We start from the raw sequence: 19,450 nt of genomic DNA on the forward strand, positions 1-19,450 counted from the left end.
TTGGCGCAGGAGCGGCTACTTCGGTTCGACTCGCCGGACCTCGCAATCCCGAGTCGTGCTGCACGCGAGGTGACCTCGCGGGCGGTGGTGCCGCGGCCCTCAGGGGTCCGCGTGGTCACCTCTGCCCAGGATACGGGCCCAGCCCGAGCGCCGGTAGCGCTCCCAGCGCTTTGTCCGCTATCTGGTGGTCACCCCTCCTGCGCGCGGCTCCCCTACCCCCAGGGACCACCCGTGACCCGCCAGCACCACCGCCGCCACTCGGCCGCGGTCCTCGCACTTCTCACCGCCGCGCGCTCCGCGCGGTCGTACGGGCGGCCGGGGGGTGATGAGGAGCTCCGGCCGCCGCGCCATCCCGCCCTTCGGCCACCTTCCAGTGGTTCAGGTCGGGACGGCGCCGGGGGGAGCCGGCCCGCTTGCTGCCCGCGCTACTGCCGCGGTGCCGGTGGGCCGGGGGTGGCTCGATGAGCTACCAGGCCCAGACGTGGGTGGATGCGGTCGGGATCAAGCACTGCAAGAACGGTGGTGAGCTGCTGGTGCTGATCCGGGTGGCGAACCACACGAACGGTGAGATGCGCGGCTGCTACGCCTCGGCCGAGACGCTGGCTGGCGAGTGCCTGATGGGCGAGTCCACCGTGCTCAAGCACCTGCGTCGTCTCAAGGCCGGCGGGGTGCTGGTGCCGGGCGACCCAGAGTTGGTGAGCCATCTGCGAGCGGACCGGCGCCCGCCGGTCTACGACCTGGCGGGCGGGCACGAGGCGGGCTGCCCGGGGAAGCACAACGTGGGCGACATCTGCCGCGTCGAAGCCGTCGAAGCCACGGGTGTTCAGATCGAGCACCCGCGTAAGCCCGCCCGCGCCACGGGTGCTCGATCTGAACACTCGCAGAAAAAGCGCAGGTCAGCGGGTGGTCGATCTGAGCACCCGTCGAAGGAAACACCCGCCACGGGTGTTCAAATCGATCTCTCACGGGTGTTCAAATCGAGCACCAATAGTTGTAAGGAATTGAACTCTCTCTTCATCCCCGCTGGCGCGTTCACCGCCCGGCCCCCCCGGCCCTCGCCCGAGCGAGAGAGAGAAGCGAGTTCACCCAAGGCAGACCCTTCGGGCCCCCCCTGTGCTTCCGCGCAGGAGGTGCCTTCGGCGGCCTGTGCCGTGGAGGCTGCGATGCCGGGCCAGCGGCAGCAGGGCGAGGGGGGCGAGGACCTGGAGCTAAGGGTCGGCAAGGTCGTGGAGGCGTACGTCCTAGCCCTTGGAGGCGTCTATCCCACTCAGGCGACCACCCAGCGACTGCGTACCCAGGCGCGTGAGCTGTTGGCGCGTGGCTGGCCGCTTGACCACGTGGTCAAGCTCGCCGCGCAGATGCCGGGGCGGGGCTACGTGGACTTGACCCGGCACGCCGACCACAATCCCCCGCCGGCTCCAAAGACCGCCGGGTCGGGGGCGGCGGTGGCCTGGTGTGGCCAGTGCGACTCCCCGGAATACCGCTGGATCGCGCCTCGCGAGGGCAGCCCGCGCCGGTGCCCGCAGTGCAACCCCGCACTGGTTACGACCACGACCCTGACCGCGACGGTTTGAGCTCGATGAACTCGGGAGACCCCACGGTGATCACCGCCCGTACCGGCCATCACGACGACCAGGCATCCGGCGAGGTCTTGCGCTCGGTCCCTCCGCAAGATCTCGACGCCGAGCAGTCGGTGCTGGGCGGCCAGCTCCTCAGCCGCGATGCCATCGCCGACTTCCTCAGCTCGCCCATGAAGCCCGCGGACTACTACCGGCCCGCGCACGAGACGATCCAGCAGGCGATCACCAAGATCTACGGTGACGGTGAGCCCGTCGATCCGATCACGGTCGCCGCCGAGCTGACCAAGTCCGGCGACATCACCCGTGTCGGGGGCGCGCCGTATCTGCACGCCCTGGTCGAGGCGGTCCCCACCGTCGCGAACGTTGAGTACTACGCTCAGATCGTCCACGACCTGGCCGTACGCCGGCGCCTGATCGAGGCCGGCACTCGCATTCAGACCATGGCCTGGTCCGGTGAGGGCGAGGTCTCTGAGATCTCTGACGCGGCCCAGGCCGAGATCCACGCCGCCACCGAGATCGCTACGGCCTCCGACCCCCAACGCCCCGGCGAGGGAAGCATGGCCACCACGATCGACGAACTGCAGGCGATCCAGAACCGCGGTGGCAAGCTCACCGGCGTGAGCACCGGTTTCAGAGACCTGGACGCCTTGACACAGGGCCTGCAGCCCGGCCAGCTCGTCGTCATCGCCGCACGTCCGGCCGTGGGGAAGTCGACCCTCGCGCTCGACTTCGCCCGGGCCTGCTCGATCCGTGACGGCCAGCCCAGCGTCTTCTTCTCGCTGGAGATGGGCGCCTCCGAGATCAACATGCGCATGCTCTCGGCCGAAGCCCGCGTGGGCCTGCACAAGATGCGCTCGGGCAACCTCACCGAGGACGACTGGCGAGCCATCAGCCGCAAGACCCCCGCTATCGAGGCAGCCCCGCTCTTTCTCGACGACTCCGCCGACCTGACGATGCTCCAGATCCGCTCGAAGTGCCGGCGCTTGCAGCAAAAGCACGGACTGAGCATGGTCATCGTGGACTACCTACAGCTCATGGAGTCCGGCAAGCGTGCCGAGAGCCGCGTGGTGGAGGTCGGCCAGATCTCCCGAGGGCTGAAAAAGCTCGGCAAGGAGCTCGGCGTGCCAGTGGTCGCGCTGTCCCAGCTCAACCGCGGCTCCGAGATGCGCACCGACAAGCGCCCCCAGGTCTCGGACCTACGCGAGTCGGGATCGATCGAACAGGACGCGGACATGGTGATCCTGCTGCACCGCGAGGACGCCTACGACAAGGAATCGGCCCGCGCTGGTGAAGCGGACCTGATCGTGGGCAAGCACCGCAACGGGCCCACAGCGACGATCACCGTCGGCTTCCAGGGGCACTACTCGCGATTCGTGGACATGAGCCCAGAATGACCGCCGCAGGAACATCCCCCCGGGGCTCTGCGGCCTCGCGCAGGGCCTCAGGTGGCCCGCTGCGGGCCTCAAGGTGATCAAGTCGTCTTTCCGGGGCAGGGCCGCGTGGCGTCCCTTAGGCGCCCGTACGAGCCTTTGGGGCGACCGGCGGTGACTTCGCATCAGGAGCGCCCCACGACAGCGCCCCGTCTGTCGCCTATCTGCCCCAGGCGTGACGTTCTGCTCGAAAGCCCCGTTGGGCCACCACAACCGTCGTGCCCGACAGGATGACCCGTGTCGCCATTGCGTAACCCACGCCCGCAGCCCGTCGTGGTGGAGCCCGAGGTGCTGGACGCCCACCTCTCCCTCCACGACCTGGGCCTCTACGTAAAAGTGAGCCAGTGGCTCCCGCTCCTGGTTGAAGACGTCAGCGTCCACGACTGCATCGCCCACATGCGCTACGGGGCGTTCGGCGAGCAAAACAGCGAGGTCGAGCTTCGAGCCGGTCTTCAACGCCTCGCTGACGCCGGCCTCCTGGAGCTCGGCGAGGGATGACACGCCCCTCGCCGACGTCCACGGCGAGGGCCTGCCTCAGCCACCAAGCGGCGCGGCCACCGCGCAGGAGGCCCTGGCCACGACGAAGGGGATCTCGCGGCGTGGCCGTCTGGATGAATGGGCCCCGCCGTCGCGCCGGGGCCTCTACGCTGGCCTGAGGCAGAAGCCCGCGTGCGAGGAGTGGCCGCTGTGAGTGACATCCCGGCAGTGCCGTACGACCCGGATGAAGAGGCTGTGGTGCGGCGCCTCAAGGCACAAGAGGCCGCGCTCGCTGACCTGCTCGATCAGCGCGGCGCCCCGGCGGCGCCCCTCGCGGGCCCGGTGATGGTCACCGTCCACGGCGAGCGCTTCACTGTCCCGCTCACGGCTCGCGATATCCGCGCGGTCCTGCCCGAGCCGGCTGTGGCCGAGTTCGATCAGGAGCTGGCTGGCGCGCCGCCGCACGCGGTGGGACCGCTCCTGCGTCGGTGGGCGCTGGAGACGCTGTCTGGCGATGGTGATCCGCTGGATCACGTGGACGTTTTGATCGCCGCGGAGCGTAAGGCCGCCGCTGACTCAGGGGCGGCGGCGTGAGGTTTCGTGTCGCCTATGCCCCGGCGGCCGAGCAGGCGCTCGGTAAGCTTCCTGACCCCGATCGCTTCCGTGCCGCGGTCGCACGCACGATCGGCGCTGACCCTTATGCCCACGACTCCGCGTCGGTCGGTGGGGATCGCGACCGGCGCGAGGCCGTGGTGGAGCGCGTGATCCTGCGCTATGTCATCTCGGCCGGCATCCTCACCGTCACCGTGGTCCGCCTCATTCCTGAGCCCTGAGCGCCCGTTAGGTGAGGTCTGGGCCTGCTGACAGGTGGTGGGCGTGGCGGGGCCTCGCCCTCGCCGTCATCAGTGGATCGTGGTCGCGGTTTCCAACTCCAGCACTATGCGCGCTCCTCCAGGTCTGACGCGGGGCGCATCCCCCCGCTGACTGGACAGTGCGCGCGCACCGGACGAGTGATCAGTCCGCCCCGGGGCGCCGGCCCGGGGCGGACTGATCGGTGGGGGCGTTAGTCGGTGGCTTTGGGGAGGCCGTCGTCCAGGACGATGCGGATGAGCGCGCCGTGCTGGCTGTGCTCGGTGACGTCGGCCAGTCTGGCCGCGATGCGGTCGTAGGTGGTCACTGCCAGGGCCCAGTCGGCTTCGGCGAGCGCACTGGAGTGTCGGGTCTTCCACAGCTCGATCAGCAGCGCGATCAGCGATCGGCCCGACAGGGTGGTCTTGACGCGTCCTTCGCGGCCCTCTTCGCGGCCATCGTCGACTTCCTCGATGGCGGCTGGCGCGCGGAAGTGCGCGTGCCCACTGGCGAGAGCGGCGATCCACTCCCACGTGTCGCGGTGGGTGACCAGCTCAGCGGAGGCCACGCCTGCGGCGGTCAGCAGGAGCACGCCGTGCTGGATACCGGGGTCGCGGCGGGCCGGGGCGGCCGGCGTGGTGTGCGGGGCCTGGGTGGGAAGCGTCATGCCGCGGTAGGCGGCCTCAACCGCCTCTTTGAGGGCCGAATCATCGGCGCGGGAGGCGGTGGCAGGCTGGGCGGCTGTGGGCTGCGGGTCAGTCAAGGTTTCCCCCTGAGGTCCGGCGGTGTCGATATTGGCGTGCTCGTGATGCGGCGCAGCGTCCGTAGAGAGCTCTCTCGCTGGTGCTGGCGTCCAAAAGTCGTGCTCCTCCGCGAGCTCTTCGGGGGGCGCGGCCGCGTCGCTATCGCCGTCGTCGCGGGTGGGGCGCAGGCCGTCGTTCCTGTCCAGGATCTGCCCGAGTGCCGCGGTGACTTGCCGGGCCTCGGCTCGGGTCTCGGCGAGATCGCCGATCATCTTGTCTTGGCGCCGCCGGAGCTCGCGGTTTTCCTCGCGCAGCCCAGACACCCCGGCCTGCACGACCTCCAGCACCTTGAGGCGGCTCTGTGTCACCTGCCCATACAGGGCGGCCATCCCGTCGGTGGGGTGATCGAGCCGCTGGCGGATCGCTGTCAATCCCGCGGTCGGGTGGTCGAGCTGGTCGCGTAGCGCCGCCACTGTCGTGTCCAGGTCCTCAAGCGCCCCTGCCGCTGGCTCGCCGATGGGCGCGCTAGGTGTGCTTTCGGGCTCTTTTCGTTTCCACTGCACGTGACCCCCTGGCTACTCGGTGTGTGATCGCTGGTACCTCCCCACGCGTGACCGGGGAGACGCGCGGCGAGCGTGGTGATTTCCAGCCGAAGACCAGGGGGCGTACCCGCGTAGCGGAATGGGGCGCGCGCGTCGCCCGCAGCCGTGCGAGGTACGGGCAGCGAGCCCCTCTCGCTCTCTCCCTGAGGCCGGTCCCTCGCCGTGAGCTCGCCCTCGCACGAGTGTGGCTGGACGGTCGCCGTCCCGGTCCGACAGGCGCTACCACCCGCTCGCCGCCGGTCGCGCCCGCTCGGCGATGGTCTACTCCCGGCCCCGGCCTCGGTCAGCTCCTCTCACGAGTCGCGAAGGCGGGGCTGCGCGCGCGGTCCTGGATCGTCAGCTCTCAGTGCGGGCCCGGGGCCTGGCCCAGCGTCAGCAGTGCGGCGCGCTGGGTGCGACGACCGGATGCTGGGGAGGTGCGCCTGGTGGTCACCTGCGGGTGCTGTGCGCCCCTGTGGGTCGTGACAGACATCGGGCTGTGGGCCAGTCGGGTGGGGGCGCGGATCAGGAGCTGAGGGTGCCGCGAGGGGGTAGGGACAGGGCGACCGATACCTGTGGCGGCCGGCCGAGCCCGGCCGGGACAGCACGGCGGCGGCGCAGCGGCACCAGAGGTAATCCAGCACGAGGACCGGCACCCGGAGCGGGCGGTGAGGGCGCGACCGCGCAGCGACGCTTGCCGTCCTGCGCCCCTCGTCCGCCGGCCGCCCGGCAGCCCGTTCACCGCCGCCGCTGCTCCCACCCACCGCGCCCCGGTCGTACGCGTCGGCCTGGCAGCCCGCGTCCGCACCGCGCGCCGCTGCGGACCCCCGGCGCCGTGTTGCCCCAGAGCCCGCGCCGTCCAGCCGCTCGCCCCGTGCACCTTCGAAGCCCACCTGTCGCTTGGCCGTCCAGTCTCTCGCGGCCTGAGCGCCGCCGAGCCCCCGCGGCTCGGGCACGGCACCCGCCCGCGCACCGGGTCGTACCCGCGCCCGCGCCGCCGCCGAACTCAGCGCCGCCGCCTACCGCCGGCCCGCGCCCTGCGCCCACACGCCGCCGTGCCGCACTCGCCCCGGCCGTCCCGCGCCGTAGCTGCTCGCCCTGGCCTCGGGCCGTGACGCAAGCGCGCTCGGCGCAGCCGGCTCGGCCGCCCGCCGGCGGGCCCGGTGCTTCCTCGCGCGGTGGCTGCTGGCCCCACGAAGGCCATGACGGCCGCGAGGGCCTCCCACCGTGTCTCCCCATGCAGGGACCATCCCCGCACGCACGGGGAGCGGGCCAGGTGGACCAGGTACCGGTTCCGCATAGACTCGCACTCGTGGACCTCCCCGAAAGTTTGATCGATTTGCGGCGTGCCGCCGAGACCGAGCGCACGCGCCTGCGCGACCTCCCGCACGAAGAGAAGAGGGGCAACGTGCTCGGGGTGCGGCTGCCATCGGACGCGGAGCGGCTACGGGTCCTGGAGTGGTGGCTGGGGCTCCAGCTCGTTGTGGTGCACGAGCATCTGGCGGCGCTCGGCGCCCCCTCCTCGGTCTCGGCTCAGGGGTCGGGCGTCGAACAGTCGCCGAGCCCGGGGTGGTGGGTGGTGTGGGCTCGCGCTGCGCCTGGTCGCCCGCGCCGGGGCGAGCTGCACACGGTCGGGTGCTGGGTCTCCGCACGTGAGCCGCAGATGAGCCGTCAGGAGGCCGCGGCCTTGCTGGATAGTGTGCGAGGAACGGTGGCGGTGTGCCCGGTGTGCGGGCCGCCAGTTCACCGGCGCCCGGGCGCCGCGTAGTTGGGCTGGCGCTGGTGGCCGGCGGCCCCGTCCGGCCCCATCGACGGTCAGCTCGCCTCGGTCGTGTGGTGCTTGCGGATGAGGGTCATGCCGAGCCGGTCGGCGTCGGCAGTAGTGAGGCTGTAGCTGAATCCGTCTGCGGCGACCTCGAGTCCGCCAGGGCTAATCGCCCTGACCTCATAGTCGCGCCATCGGTTCTCCGGCAGGGTGGCGTACTCGAAGTGGACGACGTCGCCTCCACGGAAGGCCCGGCCGTTGATCTCGATCATGATCATGGCTGCACGTCGCGGGCGTGCAGCGTCTCGCGGTGCCGCCACTGGCCGTCCTCCCAGTGCATGACCTTCGCGGTGTCCGCGCCAGTCTTCAGCGCCGCTCGGACGTGCGCGAACGCCTTCGTCTCACTGGGGTGTGCGACTTCGGCCAGTTGCACACCCCTCTGGGTCAGGATCACGCGCCACGGCTCGCGGGGCTTTGCTGGCATGGTCAGCTCTTCCTGTCTGTGTGGGACGTCTTCTCGTGCTTGTGGATGCTGGCGTGGGCCCCGACGTAGGAGCACCCTCCTATCTGTCGTTGGGTGTCGGCCGGTTGGTGCCCAGCCATGTGCTGTACTCGTCCGCCGCATCGCATAGGACGTTGACGCGTGGTTCCTCGTCGGGGCGAAGGTCCCACTGGACTTCCGTGACGAGCCAGCGATCCTCGTTTCCGTCACCCGTCTCAACGAGGAACGTCTCGCCGATACGCGGGAGAGCCGGAAGGACGTGCACCTCATCCTCGTCGCCGAGCCACAGGGTGACCTTGATGTCCCCGGCTGGCTGTACGGCATGGGCGGGGCCGATAACCGCAACGGTGCGCCCGTGTCGAGTAAGTGCGGTGACACGGCCGGTGGTCCGGGCGTGGTCGGCGATGTCACCGAGCCGTGCACGGGCGGCCTCGATACCGATGGCGTTCTCCATAGAAAAACCTTAAGGGGCTTAAGGTATTGACTGCAAGGGGTTACGTGCTATTCGTGCTCTGTTCGGTCGCCGAGGCGGCGGGCGCACCCGCTTCGCCGCAGAAGCGGGGATCCCCCATCGTCGGACGACGCTCTCGGCCCGGGTCGCGCTGCGACATCGCGGGCCGCGTTCTCACCGAAGCTGGCCACGCACCTCCAGGCAGTCGCCTTCCACGCGGTCCGATGGGCGCTACGAACCCGTTCGATGACGGTGTATCCCCGGCCTCAGGTGGCCCCCAGGGCGTTGAGTACGCTGCCGCCATGACCGAGAGCCCGTACGCCTACGAGTACGAGCGGCAGCGTGCCGGGCAGTTGGCCCTCGGCCGGCTCCTCTCACGAGCCGTCAAGGCGGGGCTGCGCCCGCTGTCCTGGATCGTTAGCCCTCAGGGCGTCCTGATCGGCCAGGCCTCTGGCGCCCAGAGCCGCGCCGACCTAGAGCGGCTCTTCGAGCACTGGGTCGCGTTCCTCGGCGAGGGGCTGGTCCGTGAAGCCGACCAGATCTCGATGTCCACCTCCGAGGTCGTCAAGACCGCCCACACCACACAAGCGCCGGGCACCGGGCAGGGGATCACCGTCCGGCTGCGCATCACGGTCACCAGCGACTGGGAGCCCTACTTGTAGAGGGGCGTCTGGGGTGCCAGCCGGCGCGGTCGTGCGGCGCGACGGGCGCGTGCCGCACGGGTAGGGCGCGAGCGGTCGGCAGGCGGGTTGGTGCAACAACTGCCTGGCCTCGCGTAGTCGAGGCCAGGCAGCGCGTAGGGCCTATGCCCGCGGGATGTCGAGCGGCGAGTCGGGGCAGGTGGCAGCCTCCTTCACCAGCTTGTTCTTCTCGTCGGCGTCGACCTTCAGGTCCCAGCGGGTCTTGGTTGCTGTCCAGTCTTCGATGTAGGTGCAGCGGGCCTGTGCGGCGGGTGGCATCCAGGTGGTCGGGTCCTGGTCGGCCTTCGACCTGTTGGTGCGGGCGGTGACGGCGACGAGACTGCGGTCGGCGGTGAGGTCGTTGGCGTAGGCCTGGCGGCGCGCGGCGCTCCAGCGTGAGGCGCCGGAGTCCCATGCCTCGGCCAGGGGGACTAGGTGGTCGATGTCGAGCTTGCGCGGGTCGGTGACTTCGACGCGGTCGTAGTAGGAGACCCACCGGCCGCCGGTGATCTTGCACCTACCGGTGGTCGTGAGGGGGCCGACGGACTCAGCGAGCAGCACCTCAGACCTGGTCGTGCAGCCGTCGCCGTCTGCGTCGACCCAGTGGCGGAAGGCCGACCGCTCGTACCCGGTGCGGCTTTCGTCGGCGACGGGCAGGGCGTCGATGGCGTCGCGGAGGGTGACCTCGGCGGCGTGGGTGGGTGTGGCGGTCAGGAGCGGAAGGGCGGTGAGGGCGGCGGCCAGGAGGCCGCGCACGAAGGTGATCATGCGGCCTACCTACCGGTCGCCGCCCGGATGGCGCGATGGGCCGGACGGTAGCTCACTCGTGTGAGTGCATAAGTCGTACCGGCGGCTGGTGCGAGGACGGGCCACCGCGTGCCGCGGGCCCGTAGTTCGAGGCGGTCGTTCGTGACAGGAGGGCAAGGTCGGTCGGCGTACTCGTGCACCGGGCCGGCGCGGTGACTGCCTGAGTCGCGGTGCCGGCGTGTCCCTCCCCGCGTGTGCGGGGAACAGCACCAGGTCGGGTTCCGTGAACACCGGCTCGGGGGGCCACCCCCGCATGCGCGGGGAACAGTTGACGCTGACGTCGTACTCAACTGCCGCCGAGGGTCCATCCCCGCGTGCGCGGGGAGCAGAGCATTTGACCTGCTCGTCTATCGGGTCGGGCCTGGGGACTATCGGGTGGCGAGAGGGGGGGGGTCGCCAGCGAAGAGGGCCTGGGTCAACCGTTGAGCGTCCGTCAGGGCGTCCTGCAGGTGACGGCATTCGCTGTCGGCCCAGGCCCAGCCTGGGGTGGTGTGGTCGGTGCCGAGCTCGCCGTGCAGGGTCACGACTTCTGTCGCGGCGGCCAGGAGGAGCTGGTGCGCGCGCTGGTGTGGCAAGCCGCGTTCTTTAACGCCCAGGGTGAGGGCGGCCAGGAAGACGGCGGCGGTTTCGGTGCGACCGGGGGCCAGCGGTTGGAGAGTGGGGCTTGCCAGCCACTCTCGCAGTCGCTCCAAGCGGTCCATGATCGTGGCCAGCGCGCCCAGGAGTTCGGTGACTTGGGTGCTGGTGTCGATGAGCTCGGCCCAGTGCAGGATGCCGGCGGGGGCTGTGCTTCGGTCATAGGGCTGGCCTGGTCCTGGTCCGGGGGGCGTGCTGATGGGGTCGCAGTGCACGGTGGAGGCAAAGAGCTGTGCGCGGCCGGCGTCGAGGTCCAGGGCAGTATCGAGAGCGGTGAGGATCGCGGTGTCGGCGCGCTCGAGTAGGGCGTCGAGAGGGTCGGGTTGTGGGGTCGGTGTCATCGTCCACCTCCATCGTCGGTGTCCAGCAGTAGGGGCTTAAGGCGGGCTCGCGCGCGGCTGACGTTCTTGCGTACGGTTTCGGGTGTCATATCAAGAGCGGCAGCGATCTCAGCGTGAGAGAAGCCGTCTCGGTGCCAGGCCATGACCACGCGTTGTCGGGGCGGCAGGGTGTCCAGCGCGGCTAGTACGCGTCGTTCCTGTTCCTCCAGCACTACCTCGCCCAGGGGGCTGCCGTTCTGGTCGGGCTGGTCGGGGGTCTGGTCGGTGAGGATCTCTCTGGCGGGGCGGCGTAAAAGGGCGCGGGTGGCGACCAGGCGCAGCCACGCGCCCGGATGTTGGATCTGGTGCCACTGGGGCAGGGCCGCCTCGAAGGCGGCCTGGACCGCGTCGGCTGCCTCGGGGGCAGCGGCACCCTGGCGCATCAGGTGTCGCACCAGGCGGGCCATGTGCTGCCCGTAGTACTGCGCGAAGTCGGCCCCAGGGCTATCAGCGCCCGGGGCCGGGCCAGGAGTGAGGGCAGGTGCGTCGTCACCTGACACTGCGGAGGCCGGCTCGGCCCTGGCGCCAACGTCTTGAGCGTCATCGACCACGGCGTTGCCGTCCGATCTCCACGCGCAGCAGCTGCAGGTGGGTGAGGGTGCTGCCGGGCGACAGTTCGCGGAGCTGGTCGGTCGCGCCTTGCTGATGTACCCGGGCAAGGTGTACCCGTGCTCGGGCCCGTAGCCACTGGGCGCCCAGTCTCGCCACCACTAGCGCCGCTACCCCCGCCGCAGCCGTGGCCTTCTCCAGCACCATCCACGCCCCTTCTCAGTCGCCACGAGAACTCCTCGCTGCAGGAAGAGTGCGTGGGGGCGGCTGATCGTGACGCCCGATCACCCATACGAGTGGCCGGGGGGTAGACCGCCGCGCTGCCCGCGTCGTGAACGCAGCAGCCGCCAGGCCCTGGGAGGCGGCGAACCGGGGTCGTCCTGGCTGAGCGCGGCGCCGTGTCGCGCCCATCGCAGGAGTTGGTGGCGCGCCCGAGGGGGTTGGCGCACCGCAGCGCCTGGCCGTCCGGCTGTCCCCCTCGATCCGCGCCGGCCGCCGCGGCGATGTTCGCGAGCCCCGCGATCCCGGCGAGCGCGTCCTGGCCGCCCCTGAGCGGGCAGACCCAGATCAGCCCAACCAGCTCGCTGCGCACCAGGGGCATCATGAGCGGCCCCGGCGCGACTCCCTCGCCCAGCGCGGCGGTGTGTGTCTCCCTCAGGGTGACGACGCCGCTGTAGTCGCCGGCCCGCAGCCGGGCGGTCTCCGCGTCGGCCTCCTCGACCGCGCCGGGCACGGTCTGAAGCGCACACCACACCAGCCGCGTCGTCCGCAGCTCCTCCGGCGCCCCGGCCGCGTCGAGCGCGGCGGCGAACTCCGCCCGACCGCGCCGGCGGCCGGGTCGGGACGGCGCCGGCGGGCCACGCGTAAGCGGCGGGCGGCGCGCGGGGCCGCCAGGAGCGCGAGGCCGGAAGTGAGGCTTCCGAGGAACTCGGGCAGCGCGAGCAGCATGAGGTCGACCACGGGCAGGCTGAGGCGTCGAGCCGACCGCCGCGGTCACGCCTTCCGGGCCGGTGCGCGTCCGAAAGACCGCCATGTACGGCGCCGCCCACCAGAAGGTGGCCCGGCCGCCCCGCGTGGACCCGGGCATCGCGGAGGCGGAAGGGCGAGGCGGTCGGGGCAGGGTCCATCCCCGCGTGCGCGGGGAGTAGCGCGATCGACCTGCGGATTGCGGCTGGTGCCCCCGCCGTAGGCCGCCTGGCCCGGGACGCCTCTTCCGCTACCGGAGCCCGGATCAGTCGCGCTGTTCCGCCAGGGATTGACATCCATCACGGCAGGCTAAAGGAGTGGGTTAATAGAAAGGTTAAGAAGAAGGATAAAGAATGCTAGAGTTGGGGTATGACATCCGAGGAAGAGCTCTTCGCGTCCGTCGATGCCCTGTTGGAGGAGGAGCCGCATCTTCCGCCTCCGGCGGAGCGGGCGCGGCTCCGTGAGGCTGCCGGCATCACCCAGGCCCGCCTTGCAACGGCTCTCAAGACCACGACGCAGTCGGTGAAGAACTGGGAGAACGGCCGCTCCGAGCCGAAGTCGCCGCGCCTGGAGGCATACCAGCGGCTGCTGAAGGGGTGGGCCGTGAAGTACCCCGCGGGCAGCGCCCCCGCCTCATCCACCCCGGCCCCGGCTGTCGCGCCGCAGTCGGAGGTACCCGAGACGTTCACCAGGCCGGCCGTCCCCGAAGAGCCGGAGGCTGCCGTCCCAGTCGCATCCGAGCGCCCCGCCCGTGCGGCAGCGCGCCCAACGGCGTCTCGGCGACCGACGGCGAAGAGGGCCGCCGCGCCCGCTGTCGACCCGCGCTTCCCGCATGGTCCGCTCGCCGTCCTCGATGGCGCCGGCTCCGCGTACGCGGTGGGCGGCGTCGTGCTGGACTGCCCGGCGACTACGGTGGTGGAGTTGGTGGAGTGGACGCTGCGTGAGTCCGGTCTCGGTGCGCCGAAGCTGCACCGGCACGGCAAGGACGCCGACCCGCTCATTGTCCTGATGGCGTCCGCAGCCGCGAAGTTCGGGCTGCCCGAGCGTCTGGAGGACCGTCGCGGCCTGCGCCTGTCGGAGGACCACCCGGTCGTCAAGCAGGTGTTGAAGGCGAAGTGGCAGCTCACGCAGCGTGGGTTCGGGCCGTGGGCGCGGATCTACCGCAAAGCGCAGGGCCGCGAGCGGCAGTGCGTGCAGTTGGCGATCCTGCCGTGGGACGCGCTCGACTCCCGCTCCTGGCCCGGGGTTGCGGAGATGGAGCCGGCCGACGTCGCCTGCGTTCTCGGGGTGTACGCGCAGCGGGTCATCACCCCGCGCGGCGGGACGGCGGTCAACGGCCTGGAGCTGATGACCGCGCTGCGGCCGCCGACCCGGCCGGTGCGCGACGAGGAGAGCGGCAACTGGGTCAGCGGCCCGAACCCCGGTTCGCTGGGCACAGAGCCGATGGACCCGGCGCCGCCGGAGGGTCAGCCAGAGCACCCCGCGATCCACCGGATCGGCTGGAAGGGCGGTTTCCTCCACGAAGAGGCGTACCAGTGGGTCCGGCCGGTGGACCTGCTCACCGACGACGAGTGCCTGCTCCCCTACGCCGTGGGCCTCGACCTCAACACGGCCTTCCTCGCCGCCGCCGCGAGGCTCACGGTCGGCCTGTCCGAGCCCGAGCACTTCGTGCGGCCGCAGTTCTACCCGAAGGTGCCCGGCTCGTGGCTGGTGGACCTCTCCCATGTGGAGCTGGACCCGCGCCTGCCTTCACCGTTCACGCCGGACGGCTCCCGGCCCACGGGGCCGGCCTGGTACCAGACGCACACCGTGGCCTACGCCCAGGAGCTCGGCTACAACGTGGAGCCCCTGGAGGCGTACCTGCGGCGGGAGACCGGCGCGTACCTGGACCCGTGGCACGACCGGCTCAAGAACGCGTACGTCGACACCCTCACCGATCTGGGCGTCACCAAAGGCCTCACCGACGCGGAGTTCCTGGCGGCGATGGAGCGGCACAAGGACGTCGACCCGACGATGACCGCCGTCCTCGCGGCGATCAAGGCCACGGTGAAGGGCGGCATCGGGAAGTTGTTCGAGAACCCGCAGGGCAAGGGTTACAAGGACGGCGAACCGTGGCCGGCCATGATGCGTCCGACCTGGCGTCCGGACATCCGCGCCGCGGTCATCTCCAAGGCCCGGGTCAACATGCACCGCAAGATGCTCAAGATGGCGGAGTTCACCGGCCTGTACCCGCTGGCGGTGCTCTCTGACTGCGTCGTCTACCCGGCACCCAGCCCGAGCCCGCTGGGCTTCCTCCCGTACGCGGAGTCCGGCAAGCCCATCCCCGGAGCCTTCCGACTCGGGCCCACGCCGGGCCTGGCGAAGCTGGAGGGCGCCCAGGAGATGCTCTGGGCGGTCGACCTGATGGAGAAGGGCCTGAACCCGGCCAGGCACATCAAGGGCGGCGATGCCGTACTGGACGAAGGAGAGTAAGCCGTGGGGGAGATCGAGGACGCGATCGAGCGCGCCGACCGGGAGGCGTTCACCAAGGAGCCGCCCAAGACCCTCAAGGGCCAGGTCGGGTTTCTGATCAAGCAGTTCGGCAGCGCGAAGGCCGTCGCGGCGGAGATCGGCGTCACCGCCGACTCCGTGAACAGGTACCGCCGCGGGGCCCGCAAGCACGCCCGCGTCGACGTCGCCGCGAAGATCGACGACGCCGTACGGCAGCGGTGGCAGCCGCTAGTGCGCAAGCGACGGCAGAAGAAGGCCGCCACCACGGGCGGGATCACGGTGGAGACCCGGGCCCGGTTCGGCTACACATCGTCCGCCGGATCGACCGACGACGGCCGGTTCCGGCGACTCACCGTGCCCCTCCCTCCGCAGTACGCACAGCGCCTCTTCGACGCCCGCGAGGCGGGAGCCAGCGACCAGCAGATGCGCAGAATCATCGCCGAAGGGTTTAAAGAAGTCTATTTCCAGGACGGCGGCGGTCGCGCTACTGGACTGTCGGGCGTGGAAATCAACGACATCGATTATCTCGATCTGGATTACTGACCAGGGGCGACACCCCGGCCTCGTGCCGCCGCTCACTCCGTTGCCACCCGGCGGCAACGCGTATCCCCCGACAGTTGTCACCAGGTGCCGCGCGGGCGGTCGGCACCGAGCTGGACCTCGCGCCGGCACTCCGGGCACTCCGGCAGCCCCTCCACCCGGCGCGGCCGGTCGCCCTTCGCCCAGCTGAACCCGCACAGCGCCGTGTTCGAGTGGCGCTGGACCTGGTCGTCGTCGGAGGCGTGTGAGCCGTAGCCCGGCACGTTCCAGGTGAATGTCGCCTCTCCGTCGTACGGGCCGCCCTCAGGCCAGTCGTAGACCGGCTCCGTGGTCGTGCAGCGCATCCGCAGGTCAGGCCCCGCCCATTTCTTGCCGTGGATGATCCCCGCAGCGGCGTCGGCCGCGTCCGCGAGGCGCTCGAAGGACAGGTCGTAGTCGTGCATGTGCTCCCACGAGCCCGGCTTCTGCGTCTCGCGCATCAGCGAGCGGAACATCAGCAGCAGCCGGGCCAGGTCGTGGTGATGGACGCGCACCGTCCGGGTCTCGTGGTCGAACCCGTAGGTCGGGTCGTATGGCGGCCTGTTCGGCATCGGTCCTCGTTCGCTCGGCGGTCAGCGGCCACGGCGGCCCGGGTGCTCAACGACCCGGGCCCGCCGGGGCCACGCCGACTTCCGCCGTCCGTGCGCCGGCCGTCCCCAGCTCAGGCTGGCGGCGGCGTGGCGCCAGGCAGCTCCCCGGCAAACTCCCACCACTGCTCGATGGTCCACACGGCGACGCTGGAGCGGTCGGTGGACATCCGCAGCCAGACCTCCTCGCCGCCGGGCAGGAGCGCCACCTCCAGGTGCGCCTCCTCCCACGTGCCCACCGGGTACATCCACTCCAGGCCGTCGTTCGGCCAGCTCCGCATCGCCACCGTGCGCACGCTCAGCGCCGCGGCGAAGGCGTCCAGCGCCGCCTTCGGTATCCGCACCTCCGCCGGCTCCCGCTCAATCCCCGCCACCGGGCCCCCTTCGCCTCGTGCGGCAGGCCCGCGCCCGCCGTCGCGGATCAGCGTGACAGACTCGCCCCGCGTGCCGATGTCACGCTGTGAGCCTGTGAGGTGGAGCTCGCGCCTCGTGCTCCCGCACGCCCTGGTGGTGCCCGCCGGCGCGGAGGACGATGGAGTCGTGGGCGACGAGCACGAGGACTAGGAGCACGGCGTCGAACCGGCCCGGCCGCCGCTGAGCGAGGCCCGCGCCCGGGAGCTGACGGCCGGGCTGCGCGAGGTGATGGACGACGTCCGGCGCTCCGTGGCGGTGCTCGCCGCCCGAGTCCGCGGCACGCATGCCGCCCGCGTCTGGGTGCCACTCGGGCACAGCAGCTGGGGGTCGTACTGCCGCGCGGAGTTCGGCATCAGCCGCGCCCAGGCATACCGGCTCCTCGATGTCGCCCGCGCGCTCGCCGCGATCCACGACGCCGTCACCGCCGGCCCCGAGACGTCCCGCACGCGAGACACCGACCCGGGCGCCGCGGCCGCGCTCGACTACGGCCTCTCCCAGCGCGCCCTGATCGCCGTCTCCGGCCGTACGGACGCCGTCGCGGAGATCACCCGCCGACTCGCCGCGCTCGCCCACAGCGGCCTCCAGGCCCTCGACGCCGCCACGGTGCGTGCCGTGGTCCGCCAAGCCGTCCGCGACGTCCGCACCGCCCCGCCACCGGCGCCCGTCGAACCGCCGCCGCGCTGCGCGCCGTCGTCGACGACCTGGCCGCGTGCTCGCACCAGCTCGGGGAACTGATGCTCGAAGTCGCCCCCGCCTACCTGTCCGACACCGAGGCCGCCGACGTCCTGGCGCTCCTGTGCGAGCAGATCGGGGAGACGGTCGAGAACGGCCTCGCTGCCCGCCGCTACGCCCTGACTGGTGACCGCCAGGCCTTGGCCGGGACGGGGCTGTAGTCGGTGCTGCCCGTGGTCCTGGTCGTGCTCGCGGTCTGCTGTACAGCGAGGGACCGGGGGCAGCGCAGCATTTGCACGGGCCAGGCGGGACAAGGGTGCTGCCCGTACAGCAGGCCAAAAGATCTATGCGGCTGCTGCATACAGCACGAACGGCGCCCTTCCGGTGGGGTGGGCGCCGTGGTGGCGGGGCAGGAGCCGCAGATCATCCGGCCAGTCGCAGGGCGGGCGGTGCGTCCGGCAGCGGGGCGTCCTCGCCCCCATCGGGGTCCGGGTCGAAGTCTGTCCCGATGCGGGCGTCGCGGGCGCGCGGCGGGCGGATGTCGCCGGTCGGGAAGTTCAGCGGCCACACGAACGTGTCGGGCGCCTTGAGGTGGTTGACCATGTGGCTCAGCGACTCGTAGCCGGCCAGCAATGGGTGGATGAGGACCTCGCCGCGGCGCTGCCGCTCGCTGATGATGCCCTTGTCGCGCAGCTGGCTGATGGCCCGGGAGACCACGGGCTGGGTCAGCCCGAGGCGCTCGGCTAGCTCCTGCTGACGGATCTTGACCAGGCCGCCCGGCTCCTGGCGGGAGGTCAGCACGTCGAAGACGTCGCGGGCCGTGGGAGACAGGCAGGCGTTCGGCAGGACCTCGAAGATCTCCGGGTTGTGGAAACCAGGAATGGAAGCGGAGCTCATCGCGTGGCCTCGTTCCTCACCGTCGGAATGGTGATCTCGTGGTCGACCAGGGTCTTCTTGAGCGACTTCACCAGGCGCATCTGCTTCTCGCTGCCCCACCGGTAAGCGTAGAGCGGGTTGAGCCGGTACACCCCACGGCGTTCCCGCCACGTGAAGTTGTGGTGGCTCAGCTGGCTCACGGCGCGGGAGATCTTCGACTGCGAGCAGCCGTACTTCTTCGCCAGGCCGCCCTGGGTCATCTCCACCAGGCCCTCCTTGTCGTGGTGCGTCTTGAGGTAGTCCAAGACGTTCCGCGACATCGCGCTCAGATCGAACTTCCACAGGTTGTCCTCGATCACCTGGGACATGCTCAAGTGCCCCTTGCCGTAGAACACGTACGGCTTGACCGGGTCCTTCGTCGTGAAGGTGCCGCCGCGCTTGGCCAACCTCTCCAGGCTGCTCACCAGCTGCTGCGCCGACTCCATGCCATTGACGACATCAGCGGGAGGCGGAGCGGGGACCAGCCGCGGCGTGGTGGGCGCCGGCGCCTCCGCGCTGCGCCTCAAGGGCTGGGCCACGGGCTCTCCTCCATGATCGTCAGGGCTGCATAACATAGCAGATCTGCGATGTTATGCAGGGGATGTATGCACGCGGCGGGCGTGTCCCTGGACAGGAACGATCTATTCACCTACGTGCATGCAACTCGCCCCCCTCAGACCTGATCCATTCACTCAGGCTGCATATATCTCGCGCGTTTTCGCAGGTCAGAGGCTCGCGCCTATCTGATCTTTAGAGGCGCACTCCCTACGGCTCGCGCCCCGCCCTCTAGCCGCTCCATGCAGCGGCGAGGCTCGCGGCCAGACGGGGAAGGCCGCGGATCCATCCGCTGGCGGCCCGTCAGCTGCTGCGCATCGGCCCCTGGACGGGGCTGAGGCGGCTTCGCGTGCGGCTCCGTGGAGCGGGTGCGGACCGTAGGCGGCACCAGGCGTGGCCGGTGCCGGTGGTGGGTTCCGCCGTACGGCCTGGCGGCCGAACGGCTCATGCACCTCCGCACGCCGAATTCCGGCATTCCCATATCGGGCTTCCGTTCTGTGGCTAAGCTATTCGAGGCCGCGCAATCCTGAATTCAGCCGGTGAGTTTATGGGAGGGCTTAAGGGTGGTGCAGCCAGGACCCAAATGCTACACACCATCACCGCGTGATGCATCATGCTGGCTGCACGTTCGCTCGCTCGGGTGGTGCATGTGTGCAATCCGTTGCCCAATGGTGGGGTTGGCGTGTAGGCCAGCAGGGTATTCGTGAACGTGAGCGGCTGGTTTCCGGGGTGGGGGGAGTGGTCAAAGTGGAGTGCAGCGGAGCCCGTCACTTACGGTGGGGCTGACACCCGGCCGGGCTGACCGTCCGTCACTCTCATTGCCGGGGGTGGTGGGCGGAAGC

At 70.6% G+C, this 19,450-nt stretch carries 23 protein-coding genes; 11 read left to right on the top strand and 12 right to left on the bottom strand.

The features are described from left to right. Nucleotides 1-461 precede the first annotated feature (461 nt). From ACFVFR_RS27685 to ACFVFR_RS27705, 5 genes are all read left to right on the top strand, one after another. Nucleotides 462-1,574 (top strand): helix-turn-helix domain-containing protein, encoded by a 1,113-nt coding sequence (locus tag ACFVFR_RS27685; RefSeq protein ID WP_383706532.1) that lies wholly within the window; start codon nt 462-464, stop codon nt 1,572-1,574. A gap of 5 nt (nt 1,575-1,579) precedes the next feature. Then, on the top strand, nt 1,580-2,974 hold the full coding sequence (gene dnaB / locus ACFVFR_RS27690; RefSeq protein WP_383706534.1) for a replicative DNA helicase: 1,395 nt from the start codon (nt 1,580-1,582) through the stop codon (nt 2,972-2,974). Nucleotides 2,975-3,247: 273 nt separating this feature from the next. Continuing rightward, entirely contained in the window at nt 3,248-3,508 is a 261-nt protein-coding gene (locus ACFVFR_RS27695; RefSeq protein WP_383706536.1) for a hypothetical protein, read from the top strand. A gap of 189 nt (nt 3,509-3,697) precedes the next feature. Further along, entirely contained in the window at nt 3,698-4,081 is a 384-nt protein-coding gene (locus ACFVFR_RS27700) for a hypothetical protein (RefSeq protein ID WP_383706538.1), read from the top strand. Then, a complete protein-coding gene (locus ACFVFR_RS27705; RefSeq protein WP_383706540.1) occupies nt 4,078-4,320 on the top strand; it encodes a hypothetical protein in 243 nt (80 codons plus the stop codon). Before ACFVFR_RS27700 ends, ACFVFR_RS27705 begins: the two co-directional genes overlap by 4 nt. Before the next feature lie 230 nt (nt 4,321-4,550). Here ACFVFR_RS27705 and ACFVFR_RS27710 read toward each other — a convergent pair whose 3' ends face one another. Next, nucleotides 4,551-5,642, bottom strand: a complete 1,092-nt coding sequence (locus ACFVFR_RS27710; protein ID WP_383706542.1) for a hypothetical protein — start codon at nt 5,640-5,642, stop codon at nt 4,551-4,553. A gap of 1,330 nt (nt 5,643-6,972) precedes the next feature. Between ACFVFR_RS27710 and ACFVFR_RS27715 the strand changes: the two genes are divergently transcribed. After that, nucleotides 6,973-7,428 carry a hypothetical protein gene (locus tag ACFVFR_RS27715; protein WP_383706544.1) on the top strand — a complete coding sequence of 152 codons (456 nt, stop codon included), beginning with the start codon at nt 6,973-6,975 and terminating at the stop codon, nt 7,426-7,428. Between the two features lie 47 nt (nt 7,429-7,475). Here ACFVFR_RS27715 and ACFVFR_RS27720 read toward each other — a convergent pair whose 3' ends face one another. The 3 genes from ACFVFR_RS27720 to ACFVFR_RS27730 all read right to left on the bottom strand — a co-directional run bounded on the left by ACFVFR_RS27720 (nt 7,476) and on the right by ACFVFR_RS27730 (nt 8,381). Next, entirely contained in the window at nt 7,476-7,703 is a 228-nt protein-coding gene (locus ACFVFR_RS27720) for a hypothetical protein (RefSeq protein ID WP_383706546.1), read from the bottom strand. Then, nucleotides 7,700-7,909, bottom strand: a complete 210-nt coding sequence (locus ACFVFR_RS27725; protein ID WP_383706548.1) for a hypothetical protein — start codon at nt 7,907-7,909, stop codon at nt 7,700-7,702. The genes ACFVFR_RS27720 and ACFVFR_RS27725 overlap by 4 nt, the downstream gene beginning before the upstream one ends. 79 nt (nt 7,910-7,988) lie before the next feature. Beyond that, nucleotides 7,989-8,381, bottom strand: coding sequence for a hypothetical protein (locus ACFVFR_RS27730; protein ID WP_383706550.1), 393 nt, complete (start codon nt 8,379-8,381; stop codon nt 7,989-7,991). A gap of 299 nt (nt 8,382-8,680) precedes the next feature. Between ACFVFR_RS27730 and ACFVFR_RS27735 the strand changes: the two genes are divergently transcribed. Next, nucleotides 8,681-9,040, top strand: coding sequence for a hypothetical protein (locus ACFVFR_RS27735; RefSeq protein WP_383706552.1), 360 nt, complete (start codon nt 8,681-8,683; stop codon nt 9,038-9,040). Between the two features lie 141 nt (nt 9,041-9,181). Here ACFVFR_RS27735 and ACFVFR_RS27740 read toward each other — a convergent pair whose 3' ends face one another. The 4 genes from ACFVFR_RS27740 to ACFVFR_RS27755 form a co-directional block, all read right to left on the bottom strand. Next, nucleotides 9,182-9,826, bottom strand: coding sequence for an HNH endonuclease family protein (locus ACFVFR_RS27740; protein WP_383706554.1), 645 nt, complete (start codon nt 9,824-9,826; stop codon nt 9,182-9,184). A gap of 407 nt (nt 9,827-10,233) precedes the next feature. Beyond that, nucleotides 10,234-10,842, bottom strand: coding sequence for a hypothetical protein (locus tag ACFVFR_RS27745; RefSeq protein ID WP_383706556.1), 609 nt, complete (start codon nt 10,840-10,842; stop codon nt 10,234-10,236). Beyond that, the gene (locus ACFVFR_RS27750) at nt 10,839-11,381 is read right to left on the bottom strand and encodes an RNA polymerase sigma factor (RefSeq protein WP_383706558.1); all 543 of its coding nucleotides are present in this window, start codon (nt 11,379-11,381) and stop codon (nt 10,839-10,841) included. The genes ACFVFR_RS27745 and ACFVFR_RS27750 overlap by 4 nt, the downstream gene beginning before the upstream one ends. Before the next feature lie 40 nt (nt 11,382-11,421). Next, nucleotides 11,422-11,637, bottom strand: coding sequence for a hypothetical protein (locus ACFVFR_RS27755; protein ID WP_383706560.1), 216 nt, complete (start codon nt 11,635-11,637; stop codon nt 11,422-11,424). A 1,128-nt stretch (nt 11,638-12,765) separates the two neighbouring features. On the opposite strand from ACFVFR_RS27755, the gene tap reads away from it, so the two are divergent. Both tap and tpg read left to right on the top strand, forming a co-directional pair. Beyond that, nucleotides 12,766-14,868, top strand: coding sequence for a telomere-associated protein Tap (gene tap / locus ACFVFR_RS27760; RefSeq protein WP_383706562.1), 2,103 nt, complete (start codon nt 12,766-12,768; stop codon nt 14,866-14,868). 3 nt (nt 14,869-14,871) lie between these two features. Continuing rightward, nucleotides 14,872-15,429, top strand: a complete 558-nt coding sequence (gene tpg, locus ACFVFR_RS27765) for a telomere-protecting terminal protein Tpg (protein WP_383706564.1) — start codon at nt 14,872-14,874, stop codon at nt 15,427-15,429. Between the two features lie 77 nt (nt 15,430-15,506). Here tpg and ACFVFR_RS27770 read toward each other — a convergent pair whose 3' ends face one another. Next, nucleotides 15,507-16,016 carry a hypothetical protein gene (locus ACFVFR_RS27770; protein ID WP_383706566.1) on the bottom strand — a complete coding sequence of 170 codons (510 nt, stop codon included), beginning with the start codon at nt 16,014-16,016 and terminating at the stop codon, nt 15,507-15,509. 110 nt (nt 16,017-16,126) lie between these two features. Beyond that, nucleotides 16,127-16,426: a hypothetical protein gene (locus tag ACFVFR_RS27775; RefSeq protein ID WP_383706568.1), complete on the bottom strand. Its 300-nt coding sequence runs from the start codon at nt 16,424-16,426 to the stop codon at nt 16,127-16,129. Nucleotides 16,427-16,694: 268 nt separating this feature from the next. On the opposite strand from ACFVFR_RS27775, the gene ACFVFR_RS27780 reads away from it, so the two are divergent. Both ACFVFR_RS27780 and ACFVFR_RS27785 read left to right on the top strand, forming a co-directional pair. After that, nucleotides 16,695-17,201 carry a hypothetical protein gene (locus tag ACFVFR_RS27780; RefSeq protein WP_383706570.1) on the top strand — a complete coding sequence of 169 codons (507 nt, stop codon included), beginning with the start codon at nt 16,695-16,697 and terminating at the stop codon, nt 17,199-17,201. Further along, nucleotides 17,201-17,359, top strand: coding sequence for a hypothetical protein (locus ACFVFR_RS27785; RefSeq protein WP_383706571.1), 159 nt, complete (start codon nt 17,201-17,203; stop codon nt 17,357-17,359). The genes ACFVFR_RS27780 and ACFVFR_RS27785 overlap by 1 nt, the downstream gene beginning before the upstream one ends. A 202-nt stretch (nt 17,360-17,561) precedes the next feature. Here ACFVFR_RS27785 and ACFVFR_RS27790 read toward each other — a convergent pair whose 3' ends face one another. Together ACFVFR_RS27790 and ACFVFR_RS27795 are read right to left on the bottom strand one after the other, a co-directional pair. After that, nucleotides 17,562-18,035, bottom strand: a complete 474-nt coding sequence (locus tag ACFVFR_RS27790) for a helix-turn-helix transcriptional regulator (protein ID WP_383706574.1) — start codon at nt 18,033-18,035, stop codon at nt 17,562-17,564. After that, nucleotides 18,032-18,592 (bottom strand): hypothetical protein, encoded by a 561-nt coding sequence (locus ACFVFR_RS27795; RefSeq protein WP_383706576.1) that lies wholly within the window; start codon nt 18,590-18,592, stop codon nt 18,032-18,034. The genes ACFVFR_RS27790 and ACFVFR_RS27795 overlap by 4 nt, the downstream gene beginning before the upstream one ends. Nucleotides 18,593-19,450: the final 858 nt, after the last annotated feature.

The organism is Streptomyces sp. NPDC057702 (assembly GCF_042799315.1).
Lineage (GTDB): Bacteria > Actinomycetota > Actinomycetes > Streptomycetales > Streptomycetaceae > Streptomyces.